19 protein-coding genes and 2 pseudogenes are annotated in these 18,730 nt (G+C 67.1%); 17 read left to right on the forward strand and 4 right to left on the reverse strand.

Features of this window, described 5'->3' with window-relative positions:
* From C1J00_RS19555 to C1J00_RS19565, 3 genes and pseudogenes are all read left to right on the forward strand, one after another.
* A pseudogene (locus tag C1J00_RS19555) lies at positions 1-293 on the forward strand (ATP/GTP-binding protein); the annotation flags it as partial.
* A complete protein-coding gene (locus tag C1J00_RS19560) occupies positions 290-1,024 on the forward strand; it encodes a TniQ family protein (RefSeq protein WP_102910364.1) in 735 nt (244 codons plus the stop codon). The pseudogene C1J00_RS19555 and the gene C1J00_RS19560, both read left to right, overlap by 4 nt.
* A 21-nt stretch (positions 1,025-1,045) precedes the next feature.
* Positions 1,046-1,594 (forward strand): Vgb family protein, encoded by a 549-nt coding sequence (locus tag C1J00_RS19565; RefSeq protein ID WP_102910365.1) that lies wholly within the window; start codon positions 1,046-1,048, stop codon positions 1,592-1,594.
* Between the two features lie 52 nt (positions 1,595-1,646).
* Here C1J00_RS19565 and C1J00_RS19570 read toward each other — a convergent pair whose 3' ends face one another.
* On the reverse strand, positions 1,647-1,940 hold the full coding sequence (locus C1J00_RS19570; RefSeq protein ID WP_102910366.1) for a DUF1330 domain-containing protein: 294 nt from the start codon (positions 1,938-1,940) through the stop codon (positions 1,647-1,649).
* Positions 1,941-2,125: 185 nt separating this feature from the next.
* On the opposite strand from C1J00_RS19570, the gene C1J00_RS19575 reads away from it, so the two are divergent.
* Positions 2,126-3,028: a LysR family transcriptional regulator gene (locus C1J00_RS19575; RefSeq protein ID WP_102910367.1), complete on the forward strand. Its 903-nt coding sequence runs from the start codon at positions 2,126-2,128 to the stop codon at positions 3,026-3,028.
* A gap of 506 nt (positions 3,029-3,534) precedes the next feature.
* Positions 3,535-4,338, forward strand: coding sequence for a phosphotransferase enzyme family protein (locus tag C1J00_RS19585; RefSeq protein WP_245936410.1), 804 nt, complete (start codon positions 3,535-3,537; stop codon positions 4,336-4,338).
* On the opposite strand, the gene C1J00_RS19590 is transcribed toward C1J00_RS19585, so the two are convergent.
* Positions 4,335-5,714, reverse strand: a complete 1,380-nt coding sequence (locus tag C1J00_RS19590; protein ID WP_102910369.1) for an NsdA family TPR-like regulatory protein — start codon at positions 5,712-5,714, stop codon at positions 4,335-4,337. The genes C1J00_RS19585 and C1J00_RS19590 overlap by 4 nt on opposite strands.
* A 314-nt stretch (positions 5,715-6,028) precedes the next feature.
* Here C1J00_RS19590 and C1J00_RS19595 point away from each other — a divergent pair, with 314 nt between their 5' ends.
* From C1J00_RS19595 to C1J00_RS19605, 3 genes are all read left to right on the forward strand, one after another.
* On the forward strand, positions 6,029-7,390 hold the full coding sequence (locus tag C1J00_RS19595) for a hypothetical protein (protein ID WP_146046214.1): 1,362 nt from the start codon (positions 6,029-6,031) through the stop codon (positions 7,388-7,390).
* Positions 7,391-7,459: 69 nt separating this feature from the next.
* Positions 7,460-8,107 carry a class I SAM-dependent methyltransferase gene (locus tag C1J00_RS19600; protein ID WP_180989610.1) on the forward strand — a complete coding sequence of 216 codons (648 nt, stop codon included), beginning with the start codon at positions 7,460-7,462 and terminating at the stop codon, positions 8,105-8,107.
* A 20-nt stretch (positions 8,108-8,127) separates the two neighbouring features.
* The gene (locus C1J00_RS19605) at positions 8,128-9,051 is read left to right on the forward strand and encodes a glycosyltransferase family 2 protein (RefSeq protein WP_180989611.1); all 924 of its coding nucleotides are present in this window, start codon (positions 8,128-8,130) and stop codon (positions 9,049-9,051) included.
* A 63-nt stretch (positions 9,052-9,114) separates the two neighbouring features.
* Here C1J00_RS19605 and C1J00_RS19610 read toward each other — a convergent pair whose 3' ends face one another.
* Entirely contained in the window at positions 9,115-11,745 is a 2,631-nt protein-coding gene (locus C1J00_RS19610; protein WP_102910382.1) for a valine--tRNA ligase, read from the reverse strand.
* A 265-nt stretch (positions 11,746-12,010) separates the two neighbouring features.
* Between C1J00_RS19610 and C1J00_RS19615 the strand changes: the two genes are divergently transcribed.
* Complete coding sequence (locus C1J00_RS19615) at positions 12,011-12,640, forward strand: hypothetical protein (RefSeq protein WP_102910373.1); 630 nt, start codon at positions 12,011-12,013, stop codon at positions 12,638-12,640.
* 151 nt (positions 12,641-12,791) lie between these two features.
* Here C1J00_RS19615 and C1J00_RS19620 read toward each other — a convergent pair whose 3' ends face one another.
* Positions 12,792-13,493: a restriction endonuclease gene (locus tag C1J00_RS19620; RefSeq protein WP_245936412.1), complete on the reverse strand. Its 702-nt coding sequence runs from the start codon at positions 13,491-13,493 to the stop codon at positions 12,792-12,794.
* A 330-nt stretch (positions 13,494-13,823) separates the two neighbouring features.
* Between C1J00_RS19620 and C1J00_RS19625 the strand changes: the two genes are divergently transcribed.
* The 8 genes and pseudogenes from C1J00_RS19625 to C1J00_RS44690 all read left to right on the forward strand — a co-directional run bounded on the left by C1J00_RS19625 (position 13,824) and on the right by C1J00_RS44690 (position 18,397).
* The gene (locus C1J00_RS19625; protein ID WP_245936413.1) at positions 13,824-14,009 is read left to right on the forward strand and encodes a hypothetical protein; all 186 of its coding nucleotides are present in this window, start codon (positions 13,824-13,826) and stop codon (positions 14,007-14,009) included.
* A gap of 413 nt (positions 14,010-14,422) precedes the next feature.
* Positions 14,423-14,698, forward strand: a pseudogene (locus C1J00_RS19635) (transposase); the annotation flags it as partial.
* Complete coding sequence (locus C1J00_RS19640; protein ID WP_102910376.1) at positions 14,695-15,318, forward strand: IS3 family transposase; 624 nt, start codon at positions 14,695-14,697, stop codon at positions 15,316-15,318. The pseudogene C1J00_RS19635 and the gene C1J00_RS19640, both read left to right, overlap by 4 nt.
* A complete protein-coding gene (locus tag C1J00_RS19645; protein WP_102910377.1) occupies positions 15,200-15,598 on the forward strand; it encodes an integrase core domain-containing protein in 399 nt (132 codons plus the stop codon). The genes C1J00_RS19640 and C1J00_RS19645 overlap by 119 nt, the downstream gene beginning before the upstream one ends.
* A gap of 867 nt (positions 15,599-16,465) precedes the next feature.
* Entirely contained in the window at positions 16,466-17,362 is an 897-nt protein-coding gene (locus tag C1J00_RS19650) for a phosphorothioated DNA-binding restriction endonuclease (RefSeq protein ID WP_102910378.1), read from the forward strand.
* Positions 17,363-17,425: 63 nt separating this feature from the next.
* A complete protein-coding gene (locus C1J00_RS19655) occupies positions 17,426-17,704 on the forward strand; it encodes a ribbon-helix-helix domain-containing protein (RefSeq protein ID WP_102910379.1) in 279 nt (92 codons plus the stop codon).
* Positions 17,701-18,126: a PIN domain-containing protein gene (locus C1J00_RS19660; protein ID WP_102910380.1), complete on the forward strand. Its 426-nt coding sequence runs from the start codon at positions 17,701-17,703 to the stop codon at positions 18,124-18,126. Before C1J00_RS19655 ends, C1J00_RS19660 begins: the two co-directional genes overlap by 4 nt.
* A gap of 34 nt (positions 18,127-18,160) precedes the next feature.
* The gene (locus C1J00_RS44690; RefSeq protein WP_146046215.1) at positions 18,161-18,397 is read left to right on the forward strand and encodes a hypothetical protein; all 237 of its coding nucleotides are present in this window, start codon (positions 18,161-18,163) and stop codon (positions 18,395-18,397) included.
* The last annotated feature ends 333 nt before the right edge of the window (positions 18,398-18,730 follow it).

Raw genomic sequence — 18,730 nt, forward strand, 5'->3', positions numbered from 1 at the left:
CCTCCCGCCCCTTCCCCTACAACAGTGAATGGAAGGGCCTGGTCGCCGCCATGGAAGACACCCTGCGGCTGCACGAACACCGCTCCGGCACACTCACCGACCTGGACCGCTTCCTGCACTACCACACCGGCGGCATGATCGGCTCTCTCTCCCACGCCGTCCGCGGAGCCGCCCTCGACGCCATCCTCACCGGCACCGAGAAGATCACCAAGAAGAGCCTCCAGGCCATTCCGCTCGACCACACCGCCCACACCACGGCGTCGATGGCCACGAAGACCGCTACGTCCCGATGAACAGCGAACTGCCGCCCCGGTTCGCGCCGCTGCCGGTCCGACTCCGCCCCTGCCTCGGAGAATCCACCAACTCCTACATCCGGCGCCTGGCCCACGCCAACCATCTCCAGCCCAGCTTCCTGCACTGCTATCTCTGCGGCCCACCGCAGTGGTTCGGCAGGCCGCTCCTCGAACACCTCGCCACCACCGCCGGCCACTCGCCCGAAGCACTCGAACGGGCTCTCGCCGATGCCAACTCCCTGGGCGGCACAAACAGACCACGCCGACGCCTCCCCAGGAGAAATCCCTTCGCCAGGCGCCAAGACCTGGCCCACCGCATCGCCCAAGAGGCCCGCAAGGGGACACAGATCCGCACGCTCGCAAAGCGCCACAACCTCCGCTGCTCGGACATCCGCTTCGCCCTGGAGGTCCCACGCCTGATCACCGCAGAGACGAGTCCGCTGACCGACCCCATCACAGGGGAACTCGCCGACCTGGTCGAGGGAATGATCGGCAGGAAGCTCAACGGAAGGCAGATCTGGACAGAACTCATGGACCACCACGACTACTTGGTCACATACGACAGCATCCGCCACTACATCCGATACACACGATCCCGAACAGCGTCAGCACGAGCAGAATCGTTGACATCCAACCTAGTCGGCCCAGGTCAGGGGACTGCACACGACTACAGAACCGGCACCCGGCTCCGCCCCGCCGGGTTCTACCCGGGCCAGCCGAGGAGGAAGTGAGCGCTCCGCTACAGGCGCGGGGTGGAGGCGATCCCGGGATCCGCGGTGGTGACCATCACCGAGCACAGCGTGCCCGGCCGGGCTCAGGGCATCGCCGCGGGCCCGGACGACAACGTCTGGTTCACCCAGCCCCAGGACGTCCAGATCGGGAGGATCACCCCTGCCGGGGTGGTCACGGAGGACGACGTGCCGGTCGGGAACTCCACTCCGGTGGGGATTGCCGCCGGTGCGGACGGTAATCTGTGGTTCACCGAATACAACAGCCACAAGATCGGGAAGATCACCCCGGCCGGGGCCATCACCGAGTACCCGGTGCCCACCGCGGGCTCGCGCCCGGAGCAGATCACCACCGGCCCCGACGGCAAGATGTGGTTCGCCCACTTCAGCACCAACAAGATCGGCAAGGCCACCACCAGCAGTTTCGTCGACGAGGTCAGCGAGACAGTCCAGCTGGCCCGGACGTCGCGTCGTTTCTTCGATCCGCCCGACAGGGATCAGGCCGTCGAGGACGTCGACGACAAACTGGGACGCGGGGCATGGCTTCGAACTCGTCTCGTGAGTCGTCGTTGAGCACCGTGTGCGTGTCAGGTGACGGATGCCCAGCGATGGCTGGGCCCGCCGGTCAGTCGATGCCTTCGACGATGCGGAAGTCGCGCTCGAAGCCGTCGGGGAGGGCCACCAGCGCCTTCTGGTATGCCTCGCTCTCGTATGCCGCGACCGCCTGTTCAAAGCCGTCGAACTCGATCAGAACGACGCGTTCGGTGATTCCGGCCTCGTGGGCGACGACTCGACCGAAATTGGACAGGACGCGCCCGCCCCCAGCCCGGACAGCCAGACCCGCCAGCTCGTTGTAGTCAGTCAGCCTCTCAGGATCGAAAATGGCGGGGTAGACACTGACCCAGTAGCCCTTGGCCATGGAAAACCTCCTGTGTTGGGCCGGACACGTCCGACTTCGAATTGACACTCAGATCGATCCCGGCGACGGGCACCGCGGTCAGTTGCATCGCCATATGCGCAGGTTAGGGCTTGATCTGAGGCCAAGGGAAAGACCGGTTCGGGATAGGCTCAGAACGGATCGTTATCAATCGGCAGGGAGGGCACGTGGCGCCGGATACGGTGAGCCTGCGGTACTTCCTGGTGCTGGCGCAGGAGTTGAACTTCACCCGCGCGGCCGCACGGATCGGTATCGCGCAGCCCGCACTCAGTGCCCGGATGCGCCGACTGGAGGCGGAACTCGGTACGGCCCTGCTGGTCCGCAACACGCGTAGCGTCGTATTGACCACGGCCGGTGCGGCTTTGGCGGAGTCCGCGCCGCCCGCGCTGGCGGCGCTGGACCGGGCATGGGACACCGCCCGGAGCGCGGCGGCCGGTGAACTGGGCACGCTGCGCATCGGATACAGCCTCAGCGCCGGGGCCGAGACGGCACCGGCCCTGGTGGACAGGCTGATTCGCGGCAACAGCGGACTCGAGGTCGGCGCGGTCCCGATGGCGACACCGGAGATCTCCCCCGCGGTCGCCGACGGCCGCATCGATGCCGGGATCACCCGCGGTGAACAGCCGGGCCGTGGCGTGCGCCGGTTCCTGCTGCGGCGTATGCGCGTCGGAGTCCAGCTGGCGCAGCACCATCCGCTGGCCGAACACCCGGAGATCGAGATCGCCGACGCGGCCGCGTATCCGCTGCGACTCCCGGATCGTGCGGCCAACCCCGTGATCCACGATCAGCTGTCCGCACTGTTCCGAGACACCCGACCACACCCCCGATTCCACACGCCCGCAGTCTCTTTCGACATGTCTCAGCGCGACCTGCGCGACGGGGTCACCCTCGCCCCGGCCGGAGAAGCCGCGGCCACGGCACAACCGGCCGGTCTCACCTGGCGACCACTGCGAGGCGCGCCCAGCCTGACGATCCACCTGGTCCTCCCACGCGAGCAGTCGCCGCTACACCGCCGCATCCGTGCCGTCGCCAAAGCCCTGGCGCACGAGCTGCACTGGCTGCCGGACTGACGCGCAAGAGGTCAAGCGAGACGGACGCCTGCGGTGGCGAGGCCGAAGACCTTGCGCCCGGCGGACTTCGCGGTGATGACGACGACGGCGGTCTTGCTGAATGTCCGACACGACCTCGCTACGCCGACGGATCAGTATCCGATGATGGCCCGGGGGCCGGTCCGAGTCGTACACCGCGGCGACGTCCTCGCCCAGCCCGAGATCTCGGCGGATACCGCGCCTTCGCCGACGCCGAACCGGACAAGCACGGGTAACCGGGGAATCGTTGACATCCAACCTAGTCGGCCCAGGTCAGGGGGCTGCACACGACTAACTTCGATGTCAAAGGACAGAAGCGGACACATTTACCCTCGTACGCGGGGGTGGATCACCCCCGCTCTGCCTGTGGCACAGGAGGGTCAGACGGCATGACGACGAGCGAACAAACCGCGTTCGACTCCGCAGCGGCAGAGAGCATTCTGCGTAGAGCTTGCGTCCTGGCGAGGCTAGACCCCGACGGCGTAGAAATGCTGCGACTCGGTGACCATGCGGTGTTCCGCATCGATGGCGGCCGGGTCGTCTCTCGCGTCGGCCGCCATGCGGATCGTCTACCGTCCGTGCGCCGCGAGGTCGCTGTTGCGCAATGGCTCGCGGCGGAGGGCTACCCGTCGGTGCGACTCGTCACGGAGGCCGAACAGCCTGTCGTCGTCGAGGGCCACCCCGTGACCTTCTGGGAGGGGCTGGCCGACGGCGAGGATTACGCCAGCACGCGTGAGATGGGTGAACTCCTGCGGCGGCTTCACGGACTGGAGCCGCCGCACTTCTCCCTGCCCCCCCTCCGTCCCTTTAACAAGGTCGAGCAGCGACTGCGGCGTGCTGTGATCCGTGCCGAGACCCGCGCGTATCTATCCGGTCTGGCCGAGAAGCTGGCAGCCGAGTACAAGCAGTTGGAGTTCGCCCTTCCGTCGGGGCATCTGCACGGTGATTTCAACGTCGGCAATGTCCTTCATGACGCCGAAGGACACCCGAAGGTCATCGACCTGGACGGCTTCGCGACCGGCCCCCGTGAGTGGGACCTCATGCAGACGGCCATGTACTACGACAGCTTCGGCTGGCACACGGAGGCCGAGTACGCCGACTTTGCGGAGGGCTACGGCTTCGACGTCCGGCAGTGGTCCGGGTACACCGTACTGCGGAGCGTCCGCGAACTGCTGATGGTCACCTGGCTCGCGCAGAACGCCGGCACGAATCCGCGCGCCGCCGAAGAAGTCGAGAAGCGTGTCGAGACGCTGCGGTCGGGTGGCTCACGGCGGGATTGGGCGCCGTTCTAAGCGGCTTCAGCTCGCTGCCAGAGACGGAAGGCCCGGGCTTGTTCCGCGAAGCCGCGGAACTCCGCGGCCCGTCTCATCTGGTCCGTGACGCGCCCTTGGAGATCCCGCACGTACTGCACGCAGCGCGCCGACTTCAGTCCCTCGCCGAGACTCAGAGCGGCCACGGCGATCTCGAAACCGCGGGCGATCTCACCTTGGTTGAGGTACGCCTCGGCCTGCACCATCGTCGCGAAGAAGTCGCTTCGATTGTTCAGGCCGTCACCGAAGATCGAGACCCCACCCCGCTGCGCAGCTTCGACGGAACGGCCCAGGTCGCGGAAGCAGTGGCCGATCTCTGCCGCCAGTTCCACCTCGTCGAAGTACGCGATGTACGGCGGGTCGCTGTCGGCTGTCCTCTGACTGAGCTTGCGTTCCGCCTCCGCCAGGGCCAGGTCACAGCCTCGTTCGTCGCCGAGGCGAGCCAGACCGCGCGCCTCCATCGCACGGAACTGCGCGGCCATCGTCGGCCCCAGGCTCGCAGCCGGCCCCATGTACGCGGCACGGGCGAGGGCCACGGCGTCCTGGTACCGCCCCATGAACGTGGCCTGATGACTCATCGCCGACAGGACGCTTCCGCCCAGGAGCCTGTCACCAGCCGTCTGCGTCATGCGCAGGGCCTGGATGAAGTACCGCTGAGCGATGCCGTGCAGGCCGCTGTCGTACGACATCCATCCGGCGAGCAAAAGCGCTTCGGCCACAGCCGAGTGCAGCTGCTTGCCCACGGCATCGGAGTACTGCCCGTCGAGCATGGGCCGGACATCCGTGTGCAGGTACTGAATGAGCGCGCGCCGGGCGTGGCCGCCGCCGAACTTCCCGTCAAGCGTGCTGAATGCATCGGCGGTTGAGCGCACCATTTCCACGTCCACGGCGCCGATCGCCTGGCCACCGGTCCGCGTCAGCGCTGCGTCCGGCGGGGCGACGAGCCAGCGCAGAGTGGCGGTGTTCCAGGCCGCGGAGTCCGGCTGTGCTCGGACCAGCGGTTCGGCCTCGGCGAGGTCAGCGCGCCACAGGTCGGTGACGGTCTTGGCCGTGGTCTCAGGACGGTCCGCGAAATCGAGCCCGAGGTCAAGCTGTATGGCAGATACCGCCGCGTCGCCCATTCCTATGTCATCGATGGTGAGGCGGCGTCCCAGCTTGGCCCCGATGGCGTCGGCGATGAACTGCGGCATGTTCCCGCGCGGTATCGAGCCCTTGAGCCACCGGGTGACGTACGTGTGATCGCAGGTGACGTCTTCCCCTGCACGAGCCGCTGCGGTTACTACCGCGCGGGCGAGCGACTTGTGCGAGAAGTCCGCTTCCTGCATGAGCGCGACCAACCTGGCGTTCCGGTCTGCCATCGGACCCCCAGAGAACGGCCGTAGTGCCAGCTTGACGCACGGTCACTCTACGCAGGTCAGCCCCAGGGTGCAGGAGGTTCGCACGCAGGAGTGCACGAGTGCACCCCCAAGTGCATGCTCCCGAAGTCCCTTTCGCGCGACGACAGTTGATTTCGTCGCCGCCGGGCAGGTCGGCGATTCCGAGTCGAAATCCATGGGTTGACGGCAAGGAAAGTCTTCACGCATTGCCTCCATTGCCATACGGGCCTTTGGCGGCGTGCGCCCAAAACCGGCCCAACAGCCCTGCCTTCTAGGCTCCTTGGAAAGGTGGTCCCGTGATATCAGCTCACCACCTCATCGTGATCGGTTTCGATGAGATCGTCGCCAACAAGTACCTTCCGTGCATTCGCGATGCCATCAAGTCGGGCTACATCGACTCCTATTCCATCATCGATCTGGAGTCGCAACGGACGGAAATCGACCGACGCATACAGGCCGCGAGCCTGAAGCCGCGAGGAGTCGTGTACCTGCCGGATGCCGGCCACCGAGTGCAGGAGACGCCGCAGGAAACCATCGCGGCCGCCGTCCAGCGTCTGCGAGTACCCGGCGTACCGACGAAGGTGTACATCGCCACGGAGGTGCGAGCTCACGAGGCATACCTCCGGTTCTGCGTGGAGAACCACATCGACTCGCTGGTCGAGAAGCCCGTACTGGCTCCCATCGTCGACGGTCGGTTCAAGCCGTCGTACATCACGAAGACCATGGAGGAACTCATCGGTGTTGCTGCCGACTCCCCCGCGGAGCACTCGGTGATGACGCTGAGCCGGTACCACCAGATCTACAACCAGAAGGTCGTTGCCTCGCTGAGGGACCGGATGGAGAGGTGGGAAGCGCCCCTGACTTCCTTCCATCTCCGGGCCGCCGGCGGTGTGTGGAACCTCCAGCACGAGTTCGAGAGCCGCGACGATCACCCGTACAAGTACGGCTACGGGATGATGATGCACGGCGCGTACCACTATGTGGATCTCGCGACCCAGATCCTGTCGCTCAACGCGGAGCTGTTCCCCGAGCGTCAACTCCGTTTGGAGGTAAGCGCCTTCGGCGCCTTCCCCGTCGACCAGCACCAGCGCCTCTCCCAGCCGATCGCCCGCAGGTTCCAGGACGCCGGCGCGCGGTGGTCGGCGGACTCGGATGAGGGCTTCCGTTTCGGCGAGACCGATGTGACCTCCACGTTCCGCCTCGTAGACGCCGCGACGGGGAGGACAGTCTCGCTCGGGACCTTGTCCTTCGAGCAGACCACCCCTTCTATCCGCGACTGGGCCGAACTCCCGGACGGCCTCTACAACGTCAACGGCCGCACGTCGAGCGTCGACCTGGAGGCCCAGCTGTCGACTCTGTTCTCCACACACGTCCACTGCTACGACATCCCCCGCGGCATCAGCGCGGACGGGATCGACGCCTTCGCCCGCGTGACTACACGCGCCAACGCCGCGCTGCTGCCCGACGAGCAGTACGTGTCGGAGGAGTCGTTCGGCGGGCTGTTCCACAGCGACAGCAACCGCCAGCTCATGGAGCACTGGCTGCGCGGCTCCGAGCAGCGCAGCTCCCTCGCGAGCCACCTGCGGCCCATGCAGGTCACCGAGGCCCTCGCCTCATCGGTGCTCACTCCTGGACGCCTGATTTCGGTGCCTTTCTAGGCGTCGGCTACTGCAAACCTTCCAGGCATACAGGAGCCATCCATGAATCAGCCAGTTTCGAAGGCGTCCGTGCACGCCTTCTACGCGGAGGCGATCCGCGGCGGCCTGAACACCGCCGAGAATCTCCAGGCCGCCACATCGGAGCGGTTCAACACCCTCCTGGAATCCATCGGAGACGGGACCCCACGTACAGCACTGGATCTGGGATACGGGGCCGGGACCTACACCATCGCCTTAGCGCGCGCAGGATTCCGCGTCGTAGCCGTCGATCAGGTCCCCAGCGACTCGCTTCTTCAGCGCATCGACAGCGCAAGTGATTGGGCCAACCGGATCGAAACACGGGAATGCCTCGCCGAGAACTTCGCCATCGATGAGGACTTCGGAGTCGTCGTCGCCAAGGACGTCCTGCATTACCTCGCGAGACGCGACGTCGAGTCTCTCCTCACGAGCGCGGTCACTCACGCGCAGGGGGCGAACTACCACTACCTCGAAGTCTTCACGGGGATCACCCGCAGGTCCGCGGACGGCCGCCAGCTGCGTATCGAGGGGGAGGCTGACTATTCCCCGGACTCCTTCCGACACGTCATCGAGCGGATCTACGACGGCTGGGACCTCACGCTGCTCTGGTCCGAGCATGCGGAGCAGGACAGGCGAACCGGGCGCAACTGCTTCGAGGCGACCCGGGCCACCGTCATCGCCGCCAACCGGGCAGCCTGATCAGAGACAGGGAGAATGCCGTGAAGTCGAGCACGCCCGAGGGGATCAGCTTCGTCATCCCCTGCTTCAACTCGGGGGGCTATCTCGTGGAAGCCGTGGAGTCCCTGATCCAGCAGCCCCACACGTTCCCGTACGAAGTCGTGGTCGTGGATGACGGCTCCGACGACCAGCCCACGCTTCGTGCCATCTCACGGTGCGCCGAGCGTGCCGAGGTCCGTATCGTCCGCCAGGAGCACAGCGGACACCACGCCGCCAGGAACGCCGGCATCAACGCCGCGTCCTTCGAATACGTGATGCAGCTCGACGCCGACGACCGGCTCGCCACTGCGCCCGAGCTGCTGGAGGCCGGCAGCTACCCGGACCGAGCCGTCAAGCTCCTCAAGACGCACCAGCACGTGGCCTTCGTCCACACCATGTCGCGGATGATCGGCGACTTCGACGGGCTCACCATCTCCTCCTACCCGTGCCGCGAGGAACTGGTCCTGCGCAAGCACCACGTGCCCACCTCGATCGTCTGCCGCCGTGACAACGCCATCCACGGCGGTCTCTACGACCCGCACGTACGGAAGTGGGGGGACTGGGCGTTCGCCGTGAACCTCCTCGCCGGGCGGTTCCGCAGGGGCGAGGCCAACCACATCGTGTGCATCGCAGGCCCGCTGCACGAATACCGAGTCCACTCGCGCACACGACGGGTCTCCAACGCCGAGATCTCCGAGTTCGACATGACCATGCTGGTGGTGCAGAAGAACCTCGACCTGTTCCGGCACCACTTCAACCGCGACGACGCGGCCGAGGACATCACGCGCCTCGTCCTCGCCTCGAAGCCGTCCCGGCTCGTCGACCTGATCCGGATGGCCGAGTTCGACCTCGAACAGGCCCTGACGGTCGCCCGCCAGAGGCAGTTCTCCCTGTCGAGCCCCTTCGAGGGCTTGGGAATTCCGTAGCGGTGCCCGCCTTATGAAGGAAGCCCCGGACGATGGTCCGGGGCTTCCTCGCTGGTCTGGCTATTAGGCAGGCGGCAGGTTGTTGATCTGGTTCTGCAGCCGAACGATGTCCTCTTCGGCCTTCGTCAGGCGGGTACGAATCTTCTCGACCACGTTGTCCGGCGCCTTCGCCAGGAACGCCTCGTTGCCGAGCTTGGCCTCCGCCTGGGCCTTCTCCTTCTCCGCCGAAGCCAAGTCCTTGGCCAGCCGCTTGCGCTCGGCCGCGACGTCGATCGTGCCGGACAGGTCGAGCGCGACCGTGGCGCCGGCGACCGGGAGGGTCGCCGTGGCACTGAAGCCGTCACCCTCCGGCTGGAGCCGGAGCAGCTGACGGATGGCGGCCTCGTGGGCAGCGAGCTGCGTACCTGCCAGGTCCAGGCGCGCCGGCACCTTCTGACCGGGCTGCAGCCCCTGGTCCGAGCGGAAGCGGCGAACCTCGGTGATCACCTGCTGGAGGCTCTCGATCTCCGCCTCGGCCGCGGCATCACGGAACCCGCTGTCCGCCGGCCAGTCGGCGATCACGACGGACTCGCGGCCGGTGAGCGTGGTCCACAGCGTCTCCGTCACGAACGGAACGATCGGGTGGAGCAGCTTCAGCGTCACGTCCAGGACCTCGCCCAGGACGCGGGCCGAGACCTTGGCCGCGTCGCCGCCGGCCATGAACGTCGTCTTGGACAGCTCGACGTACCAGTCGAAGACCTCGTCCCACGCGAAGTGGTACAGGGCGTCGGCGAGCTTCGCGAACTGGTAGTCGTCGTAGTACGCGTCTGCCTCGGCCACGACGGTGTTCAGCCGGGACAGGATCCAACGGTCCGTCGCCGACAGCTGCTCGGCCGGGGGCAGCTCGCCCTCGATCGTGGCGCCGTTCATCATCGCGAACCGGGTCGCGTTCCAGATCTTGTTGGCGAAGTTCCGGGACGCCTGGACCCAGTCCTCGCCGATCGGCACGTCGGTACCGGGGTTGGCGCCCCGCGCGAGCGTGAACCGCACAGCGTCGGAGCCGTACTTGTCCATCCAGTCCAGCGGATTGACCGTGTTGCCGAACGACTTCGACATCTTCTTGCCGTGCTCGTCACGGACCATGCCGTGGAAAGCGATGGTGCGGAAGGGGATCTCGCCGTCCATCGCGTACAGGCCGAACATCATCATCCGGGCGACCCAGAAGAACATCAGGTCGTAGCCGGTGACCATGGCCGAGTTCGGATAGAACTTGGCCAGGTCCGGGGTCTGCTCGGGCCAGCCCAGGGTGGAGAAGGGCCACAGGCCGGACGAGAACCAGGTGTCGAGGACGTCGGTGTCCTGCTCCCAGCCCTCGCCGGTCGGCGGCTGCTCGTCGGGGCCGACGCACACGGTCTCGCCGTTCGGGCCGTGCCAGACGGGGATGCGGTGGCCCCACCACAACTGCCGTGAGATGCACCAGTCGTTGAGGTTGTCGACCCAGTCGAAGTAGCGCTGCGACAGGTCTGCGGGGTGGATGTCCACCCTGCCGTCGCGGACGGCGTCGCCAGCGGCCTTGGCGAGCGTCTCGACCTTGACCCACCACTGCAGAGACAGTCGCGGCTCAAGGGTCGTCTTGCAGCGCGAGCAGTGGCCGACCGAGTGGACGTACGGCCGCTTCTCCGCGACGATCCGGCCGTCGGCGCGCAGCGCGCCGACGATCGCGGAACGTGCCTCGAAGCGGTCAAGCCCCTCGAAAGGCCCGTGGACCGTGATGACACCGCGCTCGTCCATAACGGAGAGCGACTCCAGGCCGTGCCGCTGGCCGATGGCGAAGTCGTTGGGGTCGTGGGCGGGCGTGACCTTGACGGCACCGGTGCCGAACTCCGGGTCGACGTGCGTGTCGGCGACGACGGGAATCGTGCGGCCCGTCAGCGGCAGATTGATGCGCTTGCCGACGAGGTGCTTGTAGCGCTCGTCCTCCGGGTGAACGGCGACGGCGGTGTCACCGAGCATGGTCTCCGCGCGCGTGGTGGCGACGACGACCGTGTCGTCCCCCTCGCCGTACTTGATGGAGACGAGCTCGCCGTCGTCATCCTGGTAGTCGACCTCGATGTCAGAGATCGCCGTCAAACAGCGCGGACACCAGTTGATGATGCGCTCGGCGCGGTAGATCAGGCCGTCGTCGAACATCTTCTTGAAGACGGTCTGGACGGCACGGGACAGACCCTCGTCCATGGTGAAGCGGTCGCGGCTCCACGCGACGCCGTTGCCCAGGCGCCGCATCTGCCCAGCGATCTGGCCGCCGGACTCGGCCTTCCACTGCCAGACCCGCTCGACGAACGCCTCGCGGCCCAGGTCGTGGCGGGACTTGCCTTCCTTGGCGAGTTCCCGCTCGACGACGTTCTGCGTCGCGATACCGGCGTGGTCCATGCCGGGCTGCCACAGAGTCTCGTAGCCCTGCATGCGCTTGCGGCGGGTGAGGGCGTCGATCAGCGTGTGCTCGAAGGCGTGGCCCAGGTGAAGGGATCCGGTGACGTTAGGCGGCGGGATGACGATGGTGTACGCGGGCTTGTCGCTCTTCGCATAAGCCTCGAAGTAACCGCGCTCTACCCAGCGCTCGTACAGCGTCCCCTCTACCTCGGCCGGCGTGTACTGGGTCGGCAGTTCGGGGGCGCTGTTCGGCCCGCTGTCGGGGCGCTGAGTGTTGTCGGTCACGACGGCCATTCTAGGGCCGTGGCACTCGTCGCCTCGCCTGACTATTGCGCGCACGCCGCGACATGGTCTGGATAGAAAGGTGGTCGCACGGAGGAAATTCAAGTGTGACCAAGAACACTCCCGTGCGACCGGTTCCTAGCCTACCCCTCCGCTCCGGCGGAATCGCAATTCCCCAGGCAGCTCCAGGGACCCGGCAGCCTCGCCCTCCCGGGTGACTCGAAGAAATAGGTCGTGGGAGGTGCCGTGCTGTCGGCACCCTGGCTCGATGCTGTTGAAGCTCACCGGGTCCAGTTGCGCGGGCAAGACGACCCTGGCATACGCGGCGGCTGCCCGGATCGGGAAAATCGCCGTGCATGACTTCGACGAGCTCGGTGTGCCAGAGGGCGCCGACCGGCACTGGCGCCACCGCATGACCGAGATGTGGGTGCGACGGGCGTTGGAGTACCAGGACCGCGGCATCGATCTTTTGCTCTCCGGGCAGTCCCTCTTGGGAGAAGTACTGGCCGCGCCCTCCGCCCCGCTGCTGGATGGCATCGCCGTATGCCTGGTCGATGTCGCTGATCCGGTCCGCCGCGCTCGCCTCGCCGAGCGTGACGTCGGACGTTGGGATTCCCAGGCGATCGACGCCTTCCTTGGCTGGGCTGAATGGCACCGCAAGCACGCCGTCGACCCGTCTCACCGGCCCGACGTCATCATCGACGACAGCTGGCCCGAGATGGTCTGGAGCCGCTGGGCTGGCTGGAATACCGGTGATCTCCGATGGCGCACTCACCTGCTCGACACCACGGACCGACCAATCACGGATTCCGTGGACCAGGTCGAGCAGTGGATCAACGAGCAGCGCGGCGTGCACCGGGTCGGCCAACTCCCCCTGAGCCGCGGTTGGGCTTCGTGATCCACAGCGCCTCGTCAGGCGAAATGTTCCCGGCTGGTGAGCCCGAATCCACCACCCACACGTCCGCCACTCGCCTCTGCCCTCCAAGCGCAGAGGCGAGTGGCGCCAAGGCGGCCGGGGAGCATGATCCGGCCTCGCCCATCGGGACCAGTTACTTGCCGTACGCCTGCTTCCAACGCGTCCGGTGGCGGGAGTCGCCCTGCCCTCGGCCGTTCACCTCGCTCAGTGACAGCAGGGAAGCCCCGTTGTTCCACAGCCCGAGGTGATCCCGGTGCACGGCGAGGATGCCGTGCTGCAGAGCGAACTTCTCGGAGGGGCGGCTGAACCGCGTGGTCGTGACGAACACGGCCAGGTCGGCCCCGAAGTGCACCTTGGCACCAAGCAGATCGCGCAACTCCCGGCTCGCGATCGTGCTGCTCGGCGTATAGCGCTTGCACTGGATCACCATGGTCCGCCCGTCCGGGAGACGGCCGACGACGTCGGCGCCGTTGTCGTTCGCACCGCCCACCCGCCGCACCTGCGTGCAGCCGTCCCGCCGGCACAGGCTTGCGACCAGATCCTCGAACTCAGTGCCGGTCATCGCGTCCACCTCGGCGAGAGTCCGGTGCCCTGCCTTCACCGCCTCTTCCTGCCGCCAGAGACGGTCCCGGCCGCGCACGAGCCGGTCCGTACGCCGCAGCCACCAGCCCGCCGCACCGACGCCACCGAGGACCAATGCGCCCGTGATGTACGGCCACACGGCCGACCAGAACACCACCAGCAGGACCAGCACCACACCACCGCCGACCGCCAGTGCCTTCAGTCTCGCCGCACGCCTCCTGCGGGCAGCCGCACCACGTCTACGCCCAGTCACGATCGAAGCCCCTCCCCCCACAGGTCCGTGTACGGCAGTCTGAGCAGCCTGAGGCGGCGACAGAAGGGCGCGAGTCGGCCATGGCCGGATTGGACTGCCAGGCGGGGCGGTGTAGCCGCGGTAGCGGTGAACGACGCGACCGCCTCGACGTCAACGGCAGCGGTCTCTTCCGCTCTTTCCAGTGGTTACAGGGTTGATCGACTCCGTAGAGGCCGACTGCGCCGCAACACTCGCGGCGTGGCCGACACAACATCGCATGCACCGGACGGCGCCGGCCCGTCCCCGGAGAATGAGCCCGGGCAAGCAGGAAAGGCGGCTGGCACCGGCCGCGTGCAGTTCTCCCTCGTGCGCTGGGTGCTCGCGCCTCGAACGACATTGCAGGCCCGCCGCCTGGTGGCCGAGTTCGGATCGGGGATGGACGCCCAGACCGCCTGGGTGATGGCGCGGCTGGCTCGGCACCCGGACGAGCTCCCGTACGCGATGTGGCACCTGAACGGTGAGGAGCAAACCGGCTGATTACTCAGGCGACTAAGCAGGGCCCAGCGCCCACAGGCGCTCGCTCCGCCTCTGGAGTAAAGGCTTCTCGGCTATCGGCCGTTGAGTTCGACGCGGCACACCGCGCAGTACATGGCCGCATAACGTCCGTGCCGACGCATCAACTGACCGCATCCTGCGCACAGCCCTAACTCCCACGGAGAGCATCCCAACGCGGCCGAGGCGGCAGCCCGCTCGACGGACGTGATCAGCGTCGGCTTCACAGACCGCTGCAGCGGCATCCGCGGCAGGGTGACACCACCGGTCGGTTGTCCGAGATCGCGGATGGGCCGCGCATTGAAGCTTCCCCTTGATGTTGGACACCTGGAGACTGGGACTTGAGGTTCCAGAGGAAGTAGTGCCAGGGGGGAAGCAAGAGCAACCGCAGCAGGCGGTATACGGAGGAGTTCAAGCGCGATGCCGTCGCGCTGGTCCGGTCCTCCGGCAGGACCGTCACCGAGGTGGCCCGGGAGATCGGGGTCAGCGCCGAGGGCCTGCGGAACTGGGTCAAGCAGGACACGATCGACCGCGGGCAGGGGGCGCCGGGTGAGCTGACGAGCGCGGAGCGGGAAGAACTGAGTCGGCTGCGTCGGCAGAACCGTGAGCAGGCCGAGACGATCGAGGTGCTGCGAAAAGCGGCGGTCTTCTTCGCGAAGGAGAGCGATCGATGAGCGAGGTATACGCGTTCATCGAGGCGGAGAAGACCACCCACAATGTTGCTCTGCTGTGCCGGCTGCTGAAGGTGGCCCGGTCCTCCTTCTACGCCTGGGTGGCCGGCGAGCCGGCCCGCGCCGCCCGACGGGCCGCCGACGACGCCCTGGCCCACGAGATCACTGTGCTGCACATCGCCTCCCGGTGCACCTATGGGGTGCCGCGCATCCACGCCGAGTTGCGCAGGCTGGACCGGCGGGTCAACCGCAAGCGAGTGGAGCGGATCATGCGTGAGCGCGACATCGCCGGGGTCACCCGGCGCAAGCGCCGGTCGCTGACCCGTCCGGCGAAGAGAGCGGTGCCCGCCGCAGACCTGATCGGACGCGACTTCACGGCCGACGCTCCGGGCACAAAACTGGTCGGGGACATCACCTACATCCCCACCGACGAGGGCTGGCTCTATCTGGCGACCTGGCTGGACCTGGCTGGACCTGGCAACCCGCGAGATCGTCGGCTACTCGATGGCCGATCACCACCGCGCCTCCCTGGTGGTCGACGCGCTGACGATGACCGCCGGACGTGGCCGACTCCAGCCCGGCTGCATCGTGCACTCGGACCGCGGAGCCGAGTACACCTCTGACGAACTCCGCAGGAAAATAGGCAGGCTGGGGCTGCGGCAGAGCATGGGCCGAACCGGCTCGTGCTATGACAATGCCGCCGCCGAGAGCTTCTTCGCACTGCTCAAAGAGGAGATCGGCACCCGCCGCTGGCCCGACCGGACCACTGCCCGCGCAGAGATCTTCGCCTTCATCGAGACCTTCTACAACCGCAGACGACTACGGAAGCATCCGGCCTGGGGATACCTCACCCCGCTGGAGATCCGCCAGAGACACGAGCAAAAACACGCCCTCGCAGCGTAAGCAACAAGTGTCCAGCATCACGGGGAAAGTTCACATGGCGCCAAGGATTCGTGTGAGTTGATACGGCGGGTCAGACGGACTCGGTGGCCGTTGGCTGATGCCCCGCTGGGAGCCACCTGGGAGCCGACCCGCTCCCCGAGCCTCTTCAAGACCACCCGAGACCACCGCACCCCAACGCCCTGACCAGGCAAAACAGCAAACAAGCCGGTGTCGATCACGCCCGAACCTCATTCGGGACGAAGAGGTCGTGGGTTCAAATCCCGCCACCCCGACAGTGAAGTACCAGGTCAGGGGCCTGATCCATTTGATGGATCAGGCCCCTGACTGGTTCCTGGAGATCGCTTGGGAGAAATCTGGGAGAAGATCTTGGTCGAGGTCTCCCAGTGGGTGGCTGGTGAGGCCGACCGGACCGGACCGCACGCCTTGCCCGGCTCGTCCCCGATACGGCACACACACGGTCAGGCGCATCCGGCCGCCAGATCCTGATCGGCGACTTCTCCCCCGAAGACTGCGAGGACTACCTGGCAAACGCTGAGCGCCATCGCCCGGCGCCAGCACGAGCACCGTGAACGCACGTCCAGTCGGCGTCCTCGACGCCCAGGACGACCTCGTCACCGCGATCACCCGCTCTGCGTGAACCCACGCAGAGCGGCGACTACGCGTACTAATCGACATCGCCCACTTCGTGGCCGGCCTTCCGCTTCCCGAGCACGCCGCGCGAGCACCGTGGATCGACGGAGAACAACAGACCCGCGAACGATGGCGCCACCTGGTCAGGACACGTCGCAATCACCTCGCCACGGCTCGTCAGGCTTTCCACACATGCGCAGATCGCTGGTCAACGAGGCGCGACTACGATCGCCGGTCATGGACTGGCTGGAGCGCACCGCGAAACTGAGGCAGTGGACCAGAAGCGGGACCCGCGCTCCGCACAAGCCGTTGCTGTTGCTGTACGCCCTCGGTCGGTTCCAGCAAGATGCCGCTGGCGAACTGCGGTACAGCGCGGTGGAGGAGGATCTGCAGCGGCTGCTGACCGAGTACGGTCCGCCGAACAGGACGACTCCGGCCTACCCGTTCCACCACCTGGTGAGCGACGGCGTGTGGGAGGTGCGCACCGATCGCGGACCGGGCAGCCCCGGCAGCGGGGTACGGGAGTTGCGGACCGCGGGGGCCGCTGGGCGGCTGGCACCGGAACTGCGTGCGGCGCTGCGGCGTGAGCCGGCGTTGCTCGGCCGGATGGCACGGGTCCTGCTCGACCTGCACTTCCCGCCTTCGCTCCACGGCGACCTGTGCGAATCCGTCGGCCTGGAGCTGGAGCCGACGGAGACCGGAGAGCTCTCGGCCGCCGTGCGAAGGCGGCGGGATCCGCGGATGCGGGAGCAGGTCCTGACGGCCTACGAGTACCGGTGCGCCTTCTGCGGCTACGACGGCAGGATCGGCGCGGTGCCGGTCGGGCTGGAGGCCGCGCACGTGCGCTGGTGGGCGTTCGACGGACCGGACGACGTCGAAAACGGACTGTGCCTGTGCTCCCTGCACCACAAGCTCTTCGACAAGGGCGTCCTCGGTGTCGGCGAGGGCCACCGCATCCTGGTCTCCCAGCGCTTCGTCGGCCACAGCCCCGCCGCCCGCGAACACGTCATCGCGCTCTCCGACCGACCACTCATCGGTCCGCAGCCGGGCGCCCGCCCCGTCGCGGCGGCCCACCGCTCCTGGCACACCAGCCAGGTCTTCCACGGCAGCCCGCGCCCCGCCACGTCGTCCTGATCGCCTGATCGCCGACCGCGCCCCAATGGTAAGGAGTGCGACACCAAGAGTATGGTCTCTTGTATGGCGACGAAGAAGGTAACCGTAACGATCCCCGAGGATCTCCTGGACGAGATCCGCGCGGACGCTGCGGAGCGGGGCCTGTCGGCGTACGTCGCCGAGGCTCTGCGCCTCAAGCGCGACCGGGACCGGCTTCTGGAACTGGTCGACTGGCTGCAGGAAGAACACGGCCCCGTGACTGAGGACGAGCGTGTGGCAGCCCTCGACGAGCTGGAGGATCTCGACGCCGAACACGAGCGGCGCCGCGCCTCCGGACGGCACAACGCCGGAGAGGCTGCGTGAAGAAGCGAGCCGGTGAGCACGGGCAGAGGCCGCTCCGTGTTTTCGTCCTGGACTGTGAAGCCCTGTCCCTGGCAGTGCGCGGTGATCGGAAGATGATCGCCTGGCTCGACCTCGCGGCGCGAGGGGAGGCCGAAGTGGTGACGTCGCCGATGACCCTGGTCGAGGCGTACGACGGCAGAACGACCGAACAGCGCTGGGACTGGGTGCTGTCCCGGCTCCAGGTCGCCGACATCGGGAAGGACGAGGCCCGCCAGGCACGCCGACTCCTGGCCGACACCGAGTTGCACGGCCACCAGTACGCGATCGACGCCGTGCTCGCCGTGATCGCGCGACAGCAGAAGGGACAGGTCACTGTCTTCACCTCAGACGTCGACGACCTTGAGAAGCTGGTCCCGGACACGGTCGTCGTCAAGAAGGTGTGACCCGGCCCGCGCCCCTCAAGGGCCCGCAGTTGGGATGGCACCAGCCCAGGGGTGGGACATCCCGCACGCCTTCAAACCTCAAATTTGCCGACTCCTCGCAGTCGGCGGCGAGGTCGGTCCGGCGCTGCTCGGCCGTCTTGCGAAGGGGATCGAAGACGCCGATGCCGAAGGAGTTGAGCCGCCGATGCTGCTGCATCACCTCGGCCAAGGCAGCGATCTGTCGGCGGGCCACCAGATACGCCATTCCTGTGGCTGCCTGGATGCGGCGTAGACGGACTTCTCCCGCTTCTCCCGTAATTAAGCGGTTGCTGTGGGCCGCGGGGCGGTCGAGCGTCAACCGGGCAACCGCCGTGCGGGGACCGCCCGAGAGCGGCGACCCAAGCTATGCCGACGCGGCTGAGGCGATGCCGGGCCCGGTTGGGGCCCCCGCGTCTGCGGCGTGAACCGGCACGGCCGGCCTAGGAGAGCATTCCCGTCAGCGTTCCCGCCGTCGTCAGCGTCAGGAAAGCCGCTCCCCATCCCATCGCCTGCCGTATGCGACGGTGCCTGGTGGACGTCGTGCGCGTCAGGAGCTGAGGGGGGAGGTCGGCGGTCGGGGCCGGGC

This window comes from Streptomyces cahuitamycinicus, from assembly GCF_002891435.1.
Lineage (GTDB): Bacteria > Actinomycetota > Actinomycetes > Streptomycetales > Streptomycetaceae > Streptomyces > Streptomyces cahuitamycinicus.